Annotated in this window: 14 protein-coding genes; 5 read left to right on the top strand and 9 right to left on the bottom strand. The window is 46.5% G+C overall.

All coding sequences use genetic code 11. The annotated features are described in order from the left end of the window. Positions 1 to 45 precede the first annotated feature (45 nt). The 3 genes from ACYVGR_RS10150 to ACYVGR_RS10140 all read right to left on the bottom strand — a co-directional run bounded on the left by ACYVGR_RS10150 (position 46) and on the right by ACYVGR_RS10140 (position 2,938). Positions 46 to 492 carry a hypothetical protein gene (locus ACYVGR_RS10150; protein ID WP_460956150.1) on the bottom strand — a complete coding sequence of 149 codons (447 nt, stop codon included), beginning with the start codon at positions 490 to 492 and terminating at the stop codon, positions 46 to 48. 146 nt (positions 493 to 638) lie between these two features. Further along, complete coding sequence (locus tag ACYVGR_RS10145; protein WP_460956148.1) at positions 639 to 1,517, bottom strand: dienelactone hydrolase family protein; 879 nt, start codon at positions 1,515 to 1,517, stop codon at positions 639 to 641. 140 nt (positions 1,518 to 1,657) lie between these two features. Beyond that, positions 1,658 to 2,938, bottom strand: coding sequence for a metallophosphoesterase (locus ACYVGR_RS10140; protein WP_460956146.1), 1,281 nt, complete (start codon positions 2,936 to 2,938; stop codon positions 1,658 to 1,660). Between the two features lie 155 nt (positions 2,939 to 3,093). Between ACYVGR_RS10140 and ACYVGR_RS10135 the strand changes: the two genes are divergently transcribed. Then, a complete protein-coding gene (locus tag ACYVGR_RS10135; RefSeq protein WP_460956144.1) occupies positions 3,094 to 3,885 on the top strand; it encodes a carbohydrate-binding family 9-like protein in 792 nt (263 codons plus the stop codon). A 295-nt stretch (positions 3,886 to 4,180) separates the two neighbouring features. Here ACYVGR_RS10135 and ACYVGR_RS10130 read toward each other — a convergent pair whose 3' ends face one another. From ACYVGR_RS10130 to recF, 6 genes are all read right to left on the bottom strand, one after another. Continuing rightward, a complete protein-coding gene (locus ACYVGR_RS10130; RefSeq protein WP_460956142.1) occupies positions 4,181 to 7,615 on the bottom strand; it encodes an efflux RND transporter permease subunit in 3,435 nt (1,144 codons plus the stop codon). Between the two features lie 130 nt (positions 7,616 to 7,745). Then, positions 7,746 to 8,876: an efflux RND transporter periplasmic adaptor subunit gene (locus tag ACYVGR_RS10125; RefSeq protein ID WP_460956140.1), complete on the bottom strand. Its 1,131-nt coding sequence runs from the start codon at positions 8,874 to 8,876 to the stop codon at positions 7,746 to 7,748. A 96-nt stretch (positions 8,877 to 8,972) separates the two neighbouring features. Then, positions 8,973 to 10,352 (bottom strand): TolC family protein, encoded by a 1,380-nt coding sequence (locus ACYVGR_RS10120; RefSeq protein WP_460956138.1) that lies wholly within the window; start codon positions 10,350 to 10,352, stop codon positions 8,973 to 8,975. After that, positions 10,339 to 10,953, bottom strand: a complete 615-nt coding sequence (locus ACYVGR_RS10115; protein ID WP_460956136.1) for a TetR/AcrR family transcriptional regulator — start codon at positions 10,951 to 10,953, stop codon at positions 10,339 to 10,341. The genes ACYVGR_RS10120 and ACYVGR_RS10115 overlap by 14 nt, the downstream gene beginning before the upstream one ends. Positions 10,954 to 11,127: 174 nt before the next feature. Continuing rightward, positions 11,128 to 12,519, bottom strand: coding sequence for a glycoside hydrolase family 140 protein (locus tag ACYVGR_RS10110; protein ID WP_460956134.1), 1,392 nt, complete (start codon positions 12,517 to 12,519; stop codon positions 11,128 to 11,130). A 28-nt stretch (positions 12,520 to 12,547) separates the two neighbouring features. Further along, the gene (gene recF, locus ACYVGR_RS10105; protein WP_460956132.1) at positions 12,548 to 13,666 is read right to left on the bottom strand and encodes a DNA replication/repair protein RecF; all 1,119 of its coding nucleotides are present in this window, start codon (positions 13,664 to 13,666) and stop codon (positions 12,548 to 12,550) included. Between the two features lie 227 nt (positions 13,667 to 13,893). Between recF and pdhA the strand changes: the two genes are divergently transcribed. The 4 genes from pdhA to ACYVGR_RS10085 all read left to right on the top strand — a co-directional run bounded on the left by pdhA (position 13,894) and on the right by ACYVGR_RS10085 (position 17,093). After that, the gene (gene pdhA / locus ACYVGR_RS10100) at positions 13,894 to 14,937 is read left to right on the top strand and encodes a pyruvate dehydrogenase (acetyl-transferring) E1 component subunit alpha (protein WP_460956130.1); all 1,044 of its coding nucleotides are present in this window, start codon (positions 13,894 to 13,896) and stop codon (positions 14,935 to 14,937) included. A 179-nt stretch (positions 14,938 to 15,116) separates the two neighbouring features. Then, entirely contained in the window at positions 15,117 to 16,055 is a 939-nt protein-coding gene (locus ACYVGR_RS10095) for a ring-cleaving dioxygenase (protein ID WP_460956128.1), read from the top strand. A gap of 78 nt (positions 16,056 to 16,133) precedes the next feature. Next, positions 16,134 to 16,766, top strand: coding sequence for an alpha/beta hydrolase (locus tag ACYVGR_RS10090; RefSeq protein WP_460956126.1), 633 nt, complete (start codon positions 16,134 to 16,136; stop codon positions 16,764 to 16,766). A 30-nt stretch (positions 16,767 to 16,796) separates the two neighbouring features. Further along, positions 16,797 to 17,093 (top strand): muconolactone Delta-isomerase family protein, encoded by a 297-nt coding sequence (locus ACYVGR_RS10085; protein ID WP_111350520.1) that lies wholly within the window; start codon positions 16,797 to 16,799, stop codon positions 17,091 to 17,093. Positions 17,094 to 17,224: the final 131 nt, after the last annotated feature.

Here is a 17,224-nt window from a genome sequence, read left to right as displayed (position 1 = left end):
CTCATAAGGCTGATTAATCCAGACAGTTACTCTACCTCAATTTATCTACCAGCGGTGGCCACCGTGGCCATAACCACGACCACCCCAAAATCCACCATGCCCATAACCGATGCGACCACCATAATTATAGCCATATCCATAATTGGGATATGGGCGAACAACGACTGGAGGGGCAACAACAACTGGCGGAGGAGTCACAACAACTCTTGGTGGAACAACTACAACCGGTGGCTGAACTGGATACGCTTGCCCATATTGGTTATAACCATAATTCCCATTCGGATACGCCTGGCCATAGCCATTATTATATCCATTTGGGTAGCCCTGATTGGGGTAATTCTGCCCATAACCATTTGGATAAGCTGGGCTGCAATTACTCCCATTTGGGTAACCCTGGCCGTAGCCGTTACCCGGTCCATATTGTCCGAAACTAACAGTAGCTATACCTAAAAGCAGGCCAGCTAATACGCCACTCCATTTTATCGTTTTCATCTTCTTGGTGAGTTTTGCTCGATTTGTAGGTTAGACTGAACAAAAGCTCCCGCGTTTAATGGAAACTAGAAGAAAGCGGTTAAAGTTTAATTAAAAGCCTGACCATGAGAACACAGTCAGGCTTTACCGTACGAATTCTGAGCTAATTAAGCCTTCAATTTATTTTTCAAATAAGCTAGTGCCAGCTTGTACGCGTCAGCGGCTGCTTCTTTGTTATAAACCGGATTGCTGGGGTTCGCGAAACCATGACCGGCGTCGTACATTTTCACCGTCACTTTCTCGCCCGCTTTCGCCATATTCTCTTCAAATGCCTTCACCGATTCAGGCGTGATGCCTTTATCCTGACTACCGAAAAAGCCCAATACATCGGTATCTAATGTTTTCAGTTTCTCAACATCCTGCTCTGGACGACCGTAGTACATAATGCAGCCTTTAGCCTGTTTGCCTTCCAGCATAGCTGATTGTAGCGACAGCATACCACCAAAGCACCAGCCTACGCTGGCAAATTCGGCTTTGGGACCCGCATAGGCAATGGCCCCTTTTTGAATGTTGGTGAGCCGTTCTTTATTAGCGCCTTGCATTAATTTCCCGGCTTCAGAAGGCTCGGTAGCCACTTTACCGTCATACATATCTACCGCCAGTACGTTAACATCTTTAAGGTCGTTGTAGAACGTTTCAGATTGTTGTTTGATGTTGTCGTTCAGGCCCCACCATTCCTGATAAACCAGCAGCCATTTGTTCGATGGCTTTTTCGCTTTCAGCAGGAATCCATTGGCCGACTGACCGTCTGGCGTGGAGAATTTAATCATTTCGCCAGCACCGGTGTAAGTAAATGGGAGAGGAGCTTCGTGCAAACGTTGGAAAGCCGGATCAGCAGCCATCGCCGACATATCATTTCCAACACCGTTGGTAGTAGAATTATGACATAGCGGAATTGTCGCTTCTGCTGGTTCAGCTGACTTCGGAATTAGATACGAAAACAGGGACATGAAAAACGATAGTCCGGTTATGAATACAATTTTCATAGGGTTTGTTATGATTATTAGTTGACAATATTTTTTCGACAGGATTAACAGGATTTTCAGGATTTATTGAATGGGCCGTAGTAAAACAAATCTTGAAAATCCTGTTGAAAAACCGTTTAGCAAGGAATTTGATTAACAACTTAGGCTTTTACTAATTCAAAAATCGTAATCTCGGGCAAAATACCGACCCGACCGGGGTAGCCAATATAGCCATATCCCCGATTGACATAGAGTCGTTGATCGCCTTCCTGATACAATCCAGCCCATTGCTTATAGAAATACTGCGCCGGGCTCCATCTGACATCGCCAACTTCTACACCGAACTGAGCACCGTGCGTATGACCACTGAACTGCACATCGATATCCTTGTACTTCTTATTGACTTCGGCATCCCAGTGTGTAGGATCGTGGGAGAGGAGGAGCTTGACGGGGTAATCTTCTGTTCCTTTGTAGGCTTTGGCGAGGTCACCGGCCCGTAAGGCCGCTGGTCCAAAACCCAAGTTCTGAACACCAATGAGCGCGATTTTATCACCACCCTGTTCCAGAATCTTATTCTCATCCATCATGATATTCCAGCCCATTTGTTTGTGAGCTGCGACCACGTTCATTACGTTTTGTCGCTCAGCCTGTGGGCTTGACCACTGTACGTATTTACCGTAGTCATGGTTGCCTAAGGTTGAATAAACACCCAGTGGCGCTTTTACTTTATCAAATACATCGATGTAGCTATTAACCTCTTCGGCATGGCTGTTAACGAGATCCCCCGTAAAAAAGACCATATCGGGTTTCTGGCCAAGTAACATCTCAACGCCACCTTTTACGGCAGTTTTGTTGAAAAAACTACCTGAATGAATGTCCGAAATCTGGGCAATGGTCATGCCATGAAAGCCCGATGGCAGATTTTTGAGCGGGAGTTTAATCCGTCGGATTCTATAGTCGTGTGCTCCCGAAAGTATTCCCCAGGTAAAGCCTACAAAAGGCACAGCACCAACAACCAGAGCCGTTTTCATCAGGAAATCCGAGCGGGTAATGGTATCGGTAGAGGGGATCGTCTGGCGGGTTGTATCTTCAACGGCTTCACGCACTTCAGGCTTGTAAAACAGCGATACAAGCCAGCGGAAGAAGCGGCCGATGTCATCAATCAGGATAATCAGAACGGCAAAAATCTTTGAGAAATAGGGGATAGCGATGGCTGCCCACAAAAATGTACGGGTGTTGCGGCTGATGGAATCCGGTGGCAGGAGTTGCATGATAACGTACAACAGCAACGACACCGCTGTAAAACCCCAAAAGGCAATAGCAATAATTCGTTGCGTACTTTCTGAAGCCGACCGGCTCAGTGTTTTAACAGCCTGAAAGACATACCAGTCAATCAGCAGAAGAATGGCAGGAAGAATGAAAAATAAGGCGGTACGGTTCATGAATTAGCGAATGAAGGACATAGTTGCCTAACGGAATCAGCATCCGTAAAGTTTGACAGTATATAGCGTGTTTTCGTTATTTATACCTCGCCAGCTCAATTACTTACTTCGTAAATATATTCGCCATTGTATGTTTGTCAAAACCCGGCCATCCTATGAATTCCTACACTGCCCAGAAAATTACAGAGTCAATAATGATCAATGGTGATGTCACAAAACCAGTTTGGCAGAATGCCGTCTGGAGTCATCGATTTGTAGATATGGCGACGGGCGGGCCGGGCATGTACGATACCAAAGCGGCTATTCTCTGGAATGACACGCATTTGTACGTTGCTTTCTGGGCTGAGGAGCCTTTTGTAGAGGCTCATTTAACCGAACGTGATTCCATTATCTTCCTCGAAAACGACCTCGAATTATTCATCGATGGGGGAGACTGCTATTACGAGCTGGAAGTAAACGCTCGAAATACGCTTTATGAAGTGTTTTTTATCTGGAAAGACGCCTATCAGCGCGGAAGTCGATTCGATGTGCCGCAATTTGATGTGCATCACCCACAGGCGATGACATTCGGTGGTGATTCTGATCGAAATGGAGCTTCGTTCTGGTACGGCACACATCCTCGGGGACTGCGGTGGGCGTTTCTGAATTATGACATGCCGGGTCTGGAAACTGCCGTTCATATTGATGGTACACTCAATAACAACAGTGATATTGACAACGGCTGGAGTCTGGAAATAGCCATCCCCTGGAACAGTATGACCTGGTTGGCCAACGGACGAAGTCTCCCTCCTCAACCGGGCGACGAATGGCGTATGTTTCTGGGCCGATTCCAGAAATTGATGGTTTCAGGCGCCGAAGTTCAACCCCACCCAGCTATGGTGATGAGTCCACACGGTGTTTACGACACGCACATGCCTGAACGCTGGAGCCGGATTGTGTTTGAGTAACCATATTTATTCTAACGAGAAATATGGGCGTTTTTGTCATGACAACCGGTCTAGAAGACCATCCCGACGTAGGTATGGCCTGGACAACCAAAGATTATTTGTTCAAGGCAAACTTACAATCCCGACGCAGGAGGGATCTTCGGAGTAGACTAATCAATGAGCTACTCCGAAGATCCCTCCTGCGTCGGGATGACAAAAAACAATTAGCGATAACTACCGGAATCAATAACAAAGCTACAAAGCGATAACAGCCGATGATTTCGAAATCATCGGCTGTTATCGCTTTTATAATCCCTTACGCTAACTCTTCTTCCAATTCCTCTTTAGGCTCCAAAGCTGGATCTTTTTTACCAAACCATTTCATCCGAATACGCTCGTTGATCCAGTACATACAAGGCACAATAACGAGTGTCAGGATGGTGGAGAACGTCAGACCGAAGATGATTGTCCAAGCCAAAATGTTCCAGAATACGGAGCTATCACCACCGACGATAATGTGTGGATCGAAATCGCGGAACAGACCTACGAAATCAACAGTGATACCTAACGCTAGCGGAATCAGACCCAATACAGCCGCCGATGCCGTCAGCAATACCGGCGTCAGACGGATACCACCTGCTTCGATGATGGCTTTTCGGAGAGGCACACCCCGGCCCCGTAGTTCTTCAATGAACTCAATAAGTAGAATCCCGTTTTTCACCACGATACCAGCCAGGGAGATAATACCAACCCCCGACATAATAACCGAGAAATCTTTGTTGAAAATAACGAACCCAAGCAGTACGCCAATCAGCGAGAACAGGATGGTTACGAAAATAATCAGCGGTTTCACGACCGAGTTAAATTGCGTGGCCATGATCAGGTAGATCAGTAGCATGGCAATACCGAAGGCCGACACCAGGAAGTTCATCGATTCTTGTTGGTCTTCCTGCTCACCACCCATCTTGACCTTGTAGCCATTCGGAACGTCCATATCATCAATAACATCCTGAATCTGAGCCACAATTTCGTTGGCGTTGTAGCCCGGCACAACATCAGAACTTAGTGTAACGATACGTTCCTGATTCTTCCGGTTTATCTGACTAAAGGTCGTCGAATAGCTAATGTTTGCCACCGACGTAATAGGAACCTGACGTAATTGGCCACCCATTACCATGTCGCGATAAACAATGTTCAGACTCAGGAGCTTATCAATTTGACTACGATCGTCCTGTTGTAAGCGAACCATGATCGGGTACTCGTCTTTAGCGTCCCGGAATTTCGAAACTTCCAGACCAAACAAAGCTGTCCGAATGGCCAAGGCAACCTGACCCGACGAGATACCTTCGCGTTCTGCTTTATCGCGATCGATGTCGATTACAATCTCGGGCTTGTTGGTAATCAGGTCAGACTTCAACTGGTCGATCCCCTGAATACCCGCCTGAGCAATTTTTTGACGAACCTGCTTTTCCAGTTTCTTGAGCTCATCGAACTCTTCGCCCGCAATTTCAATTGCAATTGGTTTACCAGTTGGCGGTCCATTCGATTCACGCTCTACCGAAATTTCACTACCAGGCAACCCACTAACTGCCTTCCGAACTTTACTCAACAGCGAATCGGTCGAGATGCCGTGCCGTTCTTCGTTTGGCTTAAAGGCAACCGTAACCTTCGATTTCTGCGGAGTCGCCGAGCGGTCCGGGTTCATTGGGTCGCCAGCGTTTTTACCCACGTTCGAGATAACCGAGTTAACAATATCCGTCGCCTTGTTATCATCCAAAACCTTAAATACGCGCTTCTCAATGACGCGGGTAACGGAATCGGTTACGCGGGCATCGGTACCAACGGGCATTACGTTGTACACATATATGTAATCAGGCTCACCGCTGGGGAAGAAGAGCACTTTTGGTTTAGCAATACCAACAATGATGAAGGTAAGAATCAGCAAACCAAATGCGCCAACAATAGCCCAGGCCGGACGCCAGCCAGTCAATATCCACGAAATCAGCTTGCGATAACCGTTCTTGAGTGCAGGCAATAATGTTTCCTGGAAAGGCACAATCAGTCTGGGTGTCAGCACGTAGTGGTTAAACACGTACAGAATAATGAACAGGACAAACAGATTACCAATGCCTCGGTCAATTACGTAGCCAATACCCGCCAACACGGTCATGATAATAAGCGGCCGTCTGATTTCGGCAAACGACTGCTTGTCTTCGTGATGGTCGTCTTCATGCCGTTTCATGAACGTAACCGCAAAAACCGGGTTGATCACGTAAGCCACAAACAACGAAGCGAACAGCGTTAGAATCAGCGTCAGAGGTAGAAACTTCATGAATTCACCCACAATACCCGGCCAGAATAAGAGCGGGAAGAACGGCGCAATGGTCGTCAGTGTACCTGACAATACCGGTACGAATACCTCACCCGCAGCGGCTTTCACGGCCTGTTTGATGTTCCAGTTTTTGTTCTCATTGAAGAGTCGGTGGGAGTTCTCGATAACCACAATGGCATCATCAACCACCAGCCCCAAACCAAGCAGGAAGGCAAACAGTACCATCGTATTCAGCGTAAACGACGCACCCACCATTGGCCCAAGAACGGGCATCAGCACGAAGGCAACCAGCGCCGATAAGGGTACGGACAAGCCAACGAAAATAGCGTCGCGAACACCCATGAAGAACATGAGCACTAATACCACAAAGATGAAGCCCAGAACAACCGTGTTAATCAGGTCATTGACGTTTTCGCGGGTACGTTCCGATTGGTCGGCAGTGATTTTCACGTCCAAACCTTCCGGGAAACGCGATTCTTTGTATTCTTCGATGGTTTTCTCGATCCGGTCGGCCGCCGAGATAAGGTTTGCCCCGGCTCGTTTGATCACGTTCAGCGTTACAACCGACTTGTTATTCAAGCGGGCAAAATCCTGCTGTTCTTCAAAGTTATCCCGCACCTGGGCAATGTCACCAAGGCGAACCGTAGCACCGGTTGCCGTCCGAATTTGCAGATTCTCAAGTTGCGTAACATCGGTAAACTCACCTTTCACACGAACCGTTCTTCGCACACCGTCAATCGGTAATTCACCACCTGATACGTTGATGTTTTCGCCCTGAATCGCTTGCTGAATATCGGAAAAAGCCAGACCTGCCGACTGCATTCGTGGCAAGTTGACATTGATCTGAATTTCGCGTTCCAGCGCACCAACGATGTCTACCCGACGAATTTCGGGCATCCCTTCAATCACATCCTGTAAGTCTTCGGCATATTCTTTCAATTGTTTCAGCGAGAAGCTACCCGCCATGTTGATGTTCATGATCGCCATTTCGGAGAAGTCAACATCCTGTGCGGTTGGACCTGAGTCAAGCTTTTGTGGCAGATCGGGCTTTGCTTTGTCGATAGCATCGCGAACCCGTTGCAACGCTTCGGCCGATTCTACATCGGGGTTAAACTCAACTAGAATAACCGATACGTCCTGCAACGCATTGGATTTGATGCGCTTAACACCCGAAATCGACTTGAGCTGTTTCTCGATCTGCTTGTTGATCGTGTTCTCAATATCGGCAGGAGCCGTACCGACGTATACCGTGTTGATATACACCTGCGGCACTTTGATGTCGGGAAACTGCTCTTTGGGCAGGTTATTATACACGAACAGCCCGCCAAGCGTAATCAGGAAGGTGAATATGTAAATCGCCGTCCGGTTCTCAACGCACCAGTTGGTAAAGCCGAGGGTTTTATACTGTTCAAATTTCATAAAAGTTGTTGGTTGGTTGTAGAGACGCAATCCCTTGCGTCTTTTTAATCATTATGCTTCATTAACCCCCTGCGTCTCATACCTGGCTGGCATGGCTGACGCGAATGAGACGCAAGGGATTGCGTCTCTACTAATAATTAATTTGTTGTCCGTCAACTAAATCCTGATAACCAGCCGTAACGATTTGATCGCCCGCCTGTAGTCCTTGCGTAATGGCAATCTGACCACCGTACGATTGCCCCGTTTTTACGGTCTTCGCTTTAGCGATTTTTTTGCCTCCTTCGTTTACAGCTACGTACACGAGCTGACCGTTCTCCGTACTCTGAATCAGGTTTTGATTAATCACAATGGCATTCCCCTGCGTGGCGTCGTTGATTTTGATACGAGCCAGCATATTGGGTTTCAAGGCATTATCGGAGGGTAGGGGAGCCTCGATCGTAAATGTCCGGGTAGCAGGATCTACCATCGTAGCCACAAATGATATGCGCGAGTTCAGGGTTTTATTCAGATCAGGGAAGTCAATCACAACAGGATCGCCTTTCCGAACGCTACCCGAATACGAGTCCGCTACTTTAGCAACTACTTTCAACTGCGACAGATTTACCACCCGAACCAGCCCCATACCGGGTGCTGCTGACTGACCAACTTTAACGATGACCTGATCGACAACGCCCGAGATAGGCGCCGTTACGGTCGACTGTCCCAACTGCGCATTCAGCGTAGCTAATCGGCGTTCGAGCGATTCTTTGTTATTCTTCGCCTGTAGGTATTGGATTTCGGTACCGATTTGCTGTTTCCATAGAGCGGCTTGTTTCTCATACACGGTATTTACAAGCGAAAGCTGGGTTTTCACTTCAGATAGTGACTCGCGCAGAACTTCGTCATCAACTTTGGCAATGGGCTGACCGGCCCGAACGTTATCGCCTTCTTTCACGAAAACAGCCGTAACAACACCGCCCGATTTTGGCGAGACCAGTACGTTGTTTTTAGCATCAATCGATCCCTGTAATTCAACAAAGTGCTTGAATGTAGAGGCTGCCAGTGGAGACACCGTTACATCTTTCACGCGGGTTTCCTCGGCCTTTTTCGGATCGAGCTTGTTAACCTCAGCTTCCAGCGATTTGATTTTCGTCGTTAATTCTGCCTGCTGCGATTTCAACTGAGCTAGTTCTTCGCGTTTACCTTGCAGATCATTCGATTTTTTTTCCTGTGAGCAGGCAGCTAATAAACTCACAAGAATAAGGGCGTAATATGGTTTCATCCGTAGCATTTTAAAGATTCATTTCAGGTTTAAATAGCCATAATTCAGTCCCTTAACATGAAACATAGAACTTGAAATATGGAACACGCAAACTGTTTAATTGCCTGTGTAAAGCTTTCCATTCGCTTTGTCGGCATCGACTTTGGTTTGCAGGAAGTTGTACAAGGATGCGAAGTAGTTCGTTTGGGCCTGTCGATACGAATTTTCAGCATCCAGTACTTCAATATTCGAACCAACCCCTTCCTGGTATTTGATTTTGGTTACGCGGGCAACTTCCTGAGCCAGATCGACATTCCGCTTTTGCGTACGTAGCGTTTGCAGGCTGTTTCCCAGCGTAATTGTCGACTGGCGGATTTGCAGATCAATCGTATTTTTTAGCAATTGGCCGCTATTCTGTGCCTTCTGCAACGTAAACCGCTTCTGTTGCGATTGGTATTTCTTCTGAAAGCCATCGAAAACCGGAACAGATAGGTTAATTCCTATCATCGACGAATTGAACCAGGGTGAACCAATTACTTCGCCAAATTTATTTCGGCCCGTGTTGTAGCCGTAGTTGGCGAAAGCAGTGAGTCGCGGATAGTACAGCTTGGCAATATTCTGAACATCCAGATCAGCCAGTTCAATCTGCGATTGCAAGGTCGAGAATTCAATTCGTTGATTGTAATCAAACTCAGCGGCTGATTGCATCGTAGTTCGTTCAACGGCATCGAGGTCAATATCCTGAATCTGCTCTGTCAGCGTGATATTGTCATTTATCCCTAGTCCCATCTGAAACTTGAGCAGGTAATAACTCAACTCCACCAAGTTCTTAACATTCTGACGTTCAGCCTTCAGGTTATTAACCTGCACTTCAAGGCGGCTTACATCAATCTTTTCGGCAAACCCCTGCTTGTTTAGCCCTTGTGTATTTCGATACAACGTGTCAACCCGGGCAATATTCAGATCCAATAATTTGATCTGCTGCTCATTCACCAATACACCATAATAGGCTTTGGCAACTTGTTCAGCAACACTAATTTTCGAGGCTTTTACATTTTTCTGGGCCAATTGCCGATAGGTATCAGCGGCACGCAGACCTAGTCGATACGACGCATCAAATAAAAGTTGGTTTAACGTACCGGTCGCACTACCTGAATAAGCTACGCCAAACTGAACAGCAACTGGAGGGTCACTGTCGGCAGCATTCACGTTAAAAAATTTGGCCGGAAGAAAAGCTCGTTGAATAATTAGATTATCCGATATTGATCCAGCCACACTTACCTGCGGCAAAGCGACTCCACGCAACTCCTGAATCCGTGCTTCAGCACTCAGCGCATCCAGTCCAGAGTTTTTAACATTTATATTATTGTCAATGGCATACTTGATCGCTTCATTCAGCGAGAATTCCTGCCGGGTTTGGGCCAGCACCGGACCTGAACTACTCAATAATCCGAGCAGCCAGATTAGCACTGTTTTTCTGGTATTACTTAACCTCATGGTTGTATTGATTAACGTACTGATTGTAAATGGTGAAGCCTTTTTCGGTTAGCATTCCTCGTACAAAGTGATGCATCAGTTCGGCCTGTACATCGTGCATCGAATATTGATCGGTTGGGAATAGATCGTGGTTAAATGCTAACTCGATTTGTTCGACCCGTAAGCGGGCTAGAATGGTCGGATTTATGTCGGAACGATATATGCCTTGAGAAATACCTTTTTGTATATTTTCAAGAATTGATCTCATAATCTGTCCCTCCTTATATTGCCGAAATAGGGCAAATGCTTGTGGGTAATATCGTTTTATATCGATCAACAGATTAGGGCTAACCTGATCTGTATTCTTTCGTATCATATTCAGGACGCCTAGTATTTCTTCAACCGGATTAGAGGTTTCGGTTACCATACAGTCCATTTCTGATTGATCTCTACCCGTTTTATCCTGTATAACCTGGTATAAGATCTGTTCCTTATCATTAAAATGCTGGTAAATCGTTTTCTTCGAAATACCAAGTTGGTGGGCAATATCTTCCATCGTTACGGACCGTACACCGTATTTCCAGAACAACCGTTCGGCCTCAGCCAGAATCCTCTCCTTCATCAAATAATAGAACTTTTACATGATGAACTTTGGAAACTCAAATATAGTTCTGAGTTTCCATCTAATTTTTGAGATTATGATGAACGGCCTAAATAGCGGAGTAAAACCACTAAAAAGCCCGACGAATTTGGTCGTTCGTCGGGCTTTTTCTATCCGTAAAATGTACAGTTTGGCTTACGGAGTTGGGTAGTTTTTAGCAGCATCGTCGAGTACAAGTACCCAATCCTGCCCATAGCCAGCCGACGGGGGAGTAAATTTCTGCTGGCCTTTATTCGTTATGGAACCACTCTCTTTTACCTCGCCCGTACGGGGATTAAGCCAGGCTGTCTTTAGCGTTTGACCCGAAATTTTGTCCAGATTCACGGTAAATGGCTTACCAATCGTGCTGTAAACAAAGGCATAATCCTTGCCTCGGGTGGCCTGAATCCGCTCGGCGGGCGCATAATTATTCTCGACAATCAGCGATTGGTCTGGAACCCGGTCGAGCAGTGGCCGCGACTCCATTAATCGGCGAACAATCTTCATCTGATTCGCGCCGGGTAGCTCAAGCGCATCCTGCCAATAGATGTGTGGAGCATTCACAGCAGGACGATTTGGACTGTACATTTGCCAGATATCGTGACAGCCGTAGGTATGGCCATGCGCTCCGGCAAACAAATCGAGGTACGCATAGATCCGAACATCATAGGCATTAGATATACCCAGGTCTTTCGCGTTAAAACAAACTGGATGGTCTTCATAGATTGGTTCGGCATCCATCGTCGGCTTGGTTGGGGTGCGATTATAGCTGACGGTGATTTTGTCATAAATCGGTGTGTCCCGGCAGTGGCCATTCTGGTGCATGTTAAAATCTAGCCACGCATCTTGATGAAACCACTTCGAGGAGCCGCCATCCTGAACAGAATTGGGTTGCGGGTGGAAGGTCATCAGCGCTTTATCACTACCGCCAACACCCGCTTCGATGCCCTCGGCCATTGCCCGCCAAATAGCTACATCGTCAGAACCATCGCGTGGGGTCCGATCACCGCCCAAGACCCAGATGATATTCTGCCGGTTTTTATACCGATTACCCAGCCATTGACCATACACTCGGGCATTTTTTGGGTTAAATACTTCGGGGCCATTTCCCCACGAACTCTTAAACACCTTATCGCCCCAGGTGGGCAGAAAACCAATCACCAGATTATTCTCAGCCGCCTTATCGACAATGTAATCAACGTGTTTAAAGTAGGCTTCGTTGGGCGTTGTCGGATCGTTATTGAGTAGGGGTTTGTCGCCAAGTGCGTTGGGCACGTTCAACCCATCAAATTCGGCTAAAGCGACCGCTTGAATTACGGTGAAGCCCTGTTCGGCTCTTCGTTTAAGATAGCGATCAGCCTCTTCGCGATTCAGGCGGTGGAATAATTCCCAGGCGGTATCGCCCAGATAAAAGAAAGGAGTCCCGTCCTGATGAACCAGATACCGGTGATTATCAGATACTTTCAGCGGGCCATTTTTGAACGTTCCCTGAGCTAGTACATTCAGCGCAATCAGCATCAGGGCGACTATAGATACGATTTGTCTCATACCTAACTAAGTCGCATAGAGAAGCAATCTAATCACGCGTAATCTCAAAAAAACGCACATCGGCTTGTACGTTCTTGATAAGCTCATGTGTCCGCTCCGGCCGGGCGTCGGTAATGAAAAGCTGCCCGAATGCACCTTCATCCATTTGCTGAATAAGCTTACCGATTCGGCGGTCGTCCAGCTTATCGAAAATATCATCTAATAGCAAAATCGGTTTGATTCCTTTTGCGGCTTGTAACTGATCGAATTGTGCCAGTTTCAGGCCAATTACAAACGTTTTCTGTTGCCCCTGCGAACCAAATTTCTTAAGCGGGACAGGTGCGGGACCCTCTGGGCCAACTTCTCGCTCACCAATCAGGAAGGCATAGTCGTCTTTATGGATTCCCATTGTTGTCCGCTGCAAAACCGTGTCTCGTCGGCGGAAATGGCGGAATTCATCGGCAAAATTCGGGTTACTCACTTCTGATTCATAGACAATCGTAACGCGCTCACGGTCATCGCTCAAGTAGGCGTAATGCTTTCGAAAATCAGGTAAAAACTCATCAACAAACTGCTTTCGTCGATCATGAATTTTCTGCCCCAACTCAAGCAAGGGCTCGTCGTAGGTATCGAGCAAATCATTATCTACCTGATTGCGTTCGGCAAAAAGCTTGAGTACACTATTCCGCTGTTTCAACACCTGCTGATACATCAGGTAATTGCGCAGGTACTCGGCATCCAGTTGCGAAAGCACGCCATCGAAAAAATGCCGCCGGTCTTCGCTATGCTCCCGAACCAGATCAGTGTCGTTAGGCGCCATCAGCACTACCGGAAAACGCCCGATGTGATCGCTAAGGCGGTCATAGGGTTTTTTATCGGCCATTAGCACCTTTCGCTGGCCACGCTGCAAACTGATCGTTATCTGTACGGAACGGCTTTGTTCCTGAAAAATTCCGTCGATGATGAAGTAATCGGCATCGTGCAGAATACTTAATGCGTCCTGACTCTGAAAAGCGCTTTTGCTGAGCGCCAGGAAATAAACCGCATCCAGGAGGTTGGTTTTACCACTCCCGTTGGCTCCCACAATCACATTTACCTGCGGCCCAAACACATACCGGCCATCTTCATAGTTTTTAAAATTGGTCAGGCTCAGTTTTTCGAGGTACATAGATATAGCGTGTAACGCGATAATGCGTAATTTCGCGGCTGTCAACCTTGATAGAATAGATTTTTTTCAAAAAAAATCTATTCTATCAAGGTTGACATGGCAACAAAGATATAGTCGGTTTGTTAGAAGAAACAGCCTATGTAGTAGTTGTCGACACTTCGTTAGCCTAACGCTCAGGCGATTAGCTGATAGTCAGTGATTATAGATTTTATCGAACTTCATTCCTCATGGCAAGCGTCAAAGAGAAATCCAAACAAAATGGTAAGGCTCCGGCAGCCGAAAAAACGCAGCATCCGAAAGAGCGGTATATGTACTGGTATGAGTCGATGCAATTACAGCGGAAATTTGAAGAGAAAGCTGGTCAATTGTACGGTCAACAGAAAATTCGGGGGTTTTGCCATCTTTACATAGGCCAGGAGGCTTGTTCGTCGGGTTCGTATTCGGCCTTAACGAAAGATGATAAATGGATTACCGCTTATCGTGACCATGGTATCCCACTCGCGTTAGGTTCTGACCCAAAAGCCATTATGGCCGAACTGTTTGGCAAACAAACTGGCTCGTCGAAAGGGAAAGGTGGTTCGATGCACATCTTCGACAAATCGGTCAATTTTGTCGGCGGTCATGGTATCGTTGGTGCTCAAATTCCTATGGGAGCCGGCATCGCCTTTGCCGAAAAATACAATAAGACCAATAACCTCTGTATCACGTTCATGGGCGATGGCGCTGTTCGTCAGGGTGCCCTGCACGAAGCCTTCAATATGGCCATGTTATGGAAAATCCCCGTCATTTTCGTTGTTGAAAACAACGGCTATGCCATGGGAACATCGGTAGCTCGTACTTCGAATGTTACTGATCTGTACACTTTAGCTGAAGCTTACGATATGCCTTCTGAGCCTGTTGATGCAATGAGTGTTGAAGCGGTTCACGAAGCCGTTAGCCGCGCTGCTGATCGTGCACGTGCTGGCGAAGGCCCAACGTTCCTTGAGTTCCGCACTTACCGGTATCGTGGTCACTCGATGTCCGATCCTCAGAAATATCGGAAGAAAGAAGAAGTTGAGGAATACAAAATGCGTGACCCAATCGAGCAGGTTAAAGCGGCTATTCTTGAAAAAGGATATGCAACCCAAGAAGACCTGACGGCCATTGATCAGAAAATTAAAGGTATTGTAGATGAATCTGTTCAGTTCGCAGAAGAGTCTCCATACCCAACAGCCGACGAAGCGTTCAAGGATGTCTATGTGCAAAAGGATTACCCGTTCCTTACGGAATAGACTATTTGCAACTTTTAGTTGGCCTTATTAGGCTCATTTCCAAAGAAAAAGGTCCGAGGTATCCATCTTGGACCTTTTTCTTTGAACTTTCAGACTTATTTCATTGTATATACATTAAATGTAATAACATTTAAATTTAAAAATTTAAACAGTTTCACCCATTAACTTATTTCAATCGTATGGAAACGCTGATCAATGGTCTTCACCACGTCACGACTTTAGCTGGCGATACGCAACGCAATGTTGATTACTATACCGATATCCTCGGGCTTCGTTTGGTTAAAAAAACGGTCAATTTCGATGCTCCTGATGTATACCATCTTTATTACGGCAACGAAACAGGTTCACCAGGTACGATTTTAACATTCTTTCCGTATGGTGGCATACCACGCGGCCGGAAAGGGGTAGGGCAGTTGACTTATACTGCATTTTCGGCCCCAACTGCGTCGCTTCGGTTCTGGATGGATCGGTTGCATGAGCGGAACATTCCGTACGCTGGCCCTTACAAACGCTTTTCGGAAACGTATATTCGGTTCGAGGATTTCGATGGTATGGGCATTGAAATCGTTTTCAACGATGATGATCAACGTCCGGGCTGGGACAATGGTCGGATTCCAGCCGAGTTTGCCGTCCGTGGCTTTCATACTGTGACCTTGAATGAAATTAACCCTGATAAGACGGTTAAACTCCTGACTGAACTTATGCAACACACATTGGTAGGAGAGGAGGAAGGTCGTTTCCGGTTCAAAGCAGGAAATGGTGGACCGGGCAATTTTGTCGATGTTTTACATTCACCTAAAGATGTGCACGCGTTGCAGGGCGCTGGCTCTGTTCACCACGTTGCCTTTTCGACTAACACTGATGAAACCCAATTGACTATCCAACATCAACTGGCTGAAGCAGGTTACCATGTGACGCCGGTTCAGGATCGTAACTATTTCAACAGTATTTATTTCCGCGAACCCGGTGGAATTCTGTTTGAAGTGGCCACCAATCCCCCAGGATTTGCCGTCGATGAGCCCGTTTCCGAATTGGGAACTGCCCTGAAATTGCCTCCTCAATACGAACCTCGTCGGGCCAAAATTGAAGCTGAATTGCCTGAGATAGTAGTTAAATAAATGGTTTATGGTATTTGGTTTACGGTAGTTGACGCACAACCTACCGTAAACCAAATACCATAAAATAACCACCTTATTATGATACACAACCCTAACAATATTCGTACGGCAGGGAAGCCTCTGGAAGAAGCGTCGAAAGTCATGATCATGGTGCATGGTCGGGGTGGATCGGCCAGAGATATCTTGTCACTTGCCGAGTACATTGATGATAAGGACTTTGCCTTTGTTGCTCCCGAAGCGCAGGGTAATACCTGGTACCCGTATTCTTTTCTGCGTCCGCTTGAAGAAAACGAACCGTATTTATCATCGGCCTTAGAAGTTTTAGCAAGTCTACGCGCCCGTTTGCAATCGGACTTTAATTTTAAGTTGCCGCAAATTTATTGGCTTGGTTTCTCACAGGGAGCTTGTCTCACACTGGAGTTTATCGCTCGGAATGCGACTGAATACGGTGGCGTGTTTGGATTAAGTGGTGGCTTGATCGGCCCGCCTAACCTTGCTCGTTCTTATGAAGGTTCGTTAGCAAATACACCTATTTTTTTAGGCTGTAGTGATATTGATCCGCACATTCCAAAAGCGCGTGTTCTGGAATCGGAGACGGTATTTCGGCAGATGGGTGCCAACGTTACGGCGAAATTGTATCCAAATTTTCCGCACTCCATTAACGAAGATGAATTAAACGTTGTTAATTTGCTGATAGCCGAAGCCCACTAAACGCTGGCTTCTACTTTAACAGCAATGCCTATGAGCCAATACATGGTTGAATTTGACCTTCCAGCTGTAATGGATGAAGGTTTCGAGAACCGGATTCCTGCCCAACGGCTCAAAGTGGAGGAATTAATGGAAAAGGGATTTTTACTGTCTTACTCTCTTTCGGTCGATCGCCAAAAACTCTGGTGTATTTTTAAAGCCGATTCAGAACTGGAAGTAATGGAATCGATTTCGGAATTTCCGCTCATCAAGTATATGACACCAATGATTACCGAATTGATGTTTCATAACATGGTAGCCGCCCGAATTCCTCTCTTTTCATTGAATTAATATGAACCAAAAACCCTCTCAATCGGAGGGTTTTTTCATGTCCAAAGGATGTACCTTTGTAGGCATTTCACACCTAAAAACACTTAAGTAACCAGGGTTTAACTGGTTACATACGATTATAACTGATTGAT

Source organism: Spirosoma litoris (assembly GCF_054776755.1).
This window is presented reverse-complemented; position numbering and strand designations above follow the sequence as displayed.

What these genes read in the sequence shown, in the direction of transcription:
- ACYVGR_RS10150 (WP_460956150.1), bottom strand. Translation starts at nt 492, where the DNA reads ATGAAAACGATAAAATGGAGTGGCGTATTAGCTGGCCTGCTTTTAGGT.
- ACYVGR_RS10145 (WP_460956148.1), bottom strand. Translation starts at nt 1,517, where the DNA reads ATGAAAATTGTATTCATAACCGGACTATCGTTTTTCATGTCCCTGTTT.
- ACYVGR_RS10140 (WP_460956146.1), bottom strand. Translation starts at nt 2,938, where the DNA reads ATGAACCGTACCGCCTTATTTTTCATTCTTCCTGCCATTCTTCTGCTG.
- ACYVGR_RS10135 (WP_460956144.1), top strand. Translation starts at nt 3,094, where the DNA reads ATGAATTCCTACACTGCCCAGAAAATTACAGAGTCAATAATGATCAAT.
- ACYVGR_RS10130 (WP_460956142.1), bottom strand. Translation starts at nt 7,615, where the DNA reads ATGAAATTTGAACAGTATAAAACCCTCGGCTTTACCAACTGGTGCGTT.
- ACYVGR_RS10125 (WP_460956140.1), bottom strand. Translation starts at nt 8,876, where the DNA reads ATGAAACCATATTACGCCCTTATTCTTGTGAGTTTATTAGCTGCCTGC.
- ACYVGR_RS10120 (WP_460956138.1), bottom strand. Translation starts at nt 10,352, where the DNA reads ATGAGGTTAAGTAATACCAGAAAAACAGTGCTAATCTGGCTGCTCGGA.
- ACYVGR_RS10115 (WP_460956136.1), bottom strand. Translation starts at nt 10,953, where the DNA reads ATGAAGGAGAGGATTCTGGCTGAGGCCGAACGGTTGTTCTGGAAATAC.
- ACYVGR_RS10110 (WP_460956134.1), bottom strand. Translation starts at nt 12,519, where the DNA reads ATGAGACAAATCGTATCTATAGTCGCCCTGATGCTGATTGCGCTGAAT.
- recF (WP_460956132.1), bottom strand. Translation starts at nt 13,666, where the DNA reads ATGTACCTCGAAAAACTGAGCCTGACCAATTTTAAAAACTATGAAGAT.
- pdhA (WP_460956130.1), top strand. Translation starts at nt 13,894, where the DNA reads ATGGCAAGCGTCAAAGAGAAATCCAAACAAAATGGTAAGGCTCCGGCA.
- ACYVGR_RS10095 (WP_460956128.1), top strand. Translation starts at nt 15,117, where the DNA reads ATGGAAACGCTGATCAATGGTCTTCACCACGTCACGACTTTAGCTGGC.
- ACYVGR_RS10090 (WP_460956126.1), top strand. Translation starts at nt 16,134, where the DNA reads ATGATACACAACCCTAACAATATTCGTACGGCAGGGAAGCCTCTGGAA.
- ACYVGR_RS10085 (WP_111350520.1), top strand. Translation starts at nt 16,797, where the DNA reads ATGAGCCAATACATGGTTGAATTTGACCTTCCAGCTGTAATGGATGAA.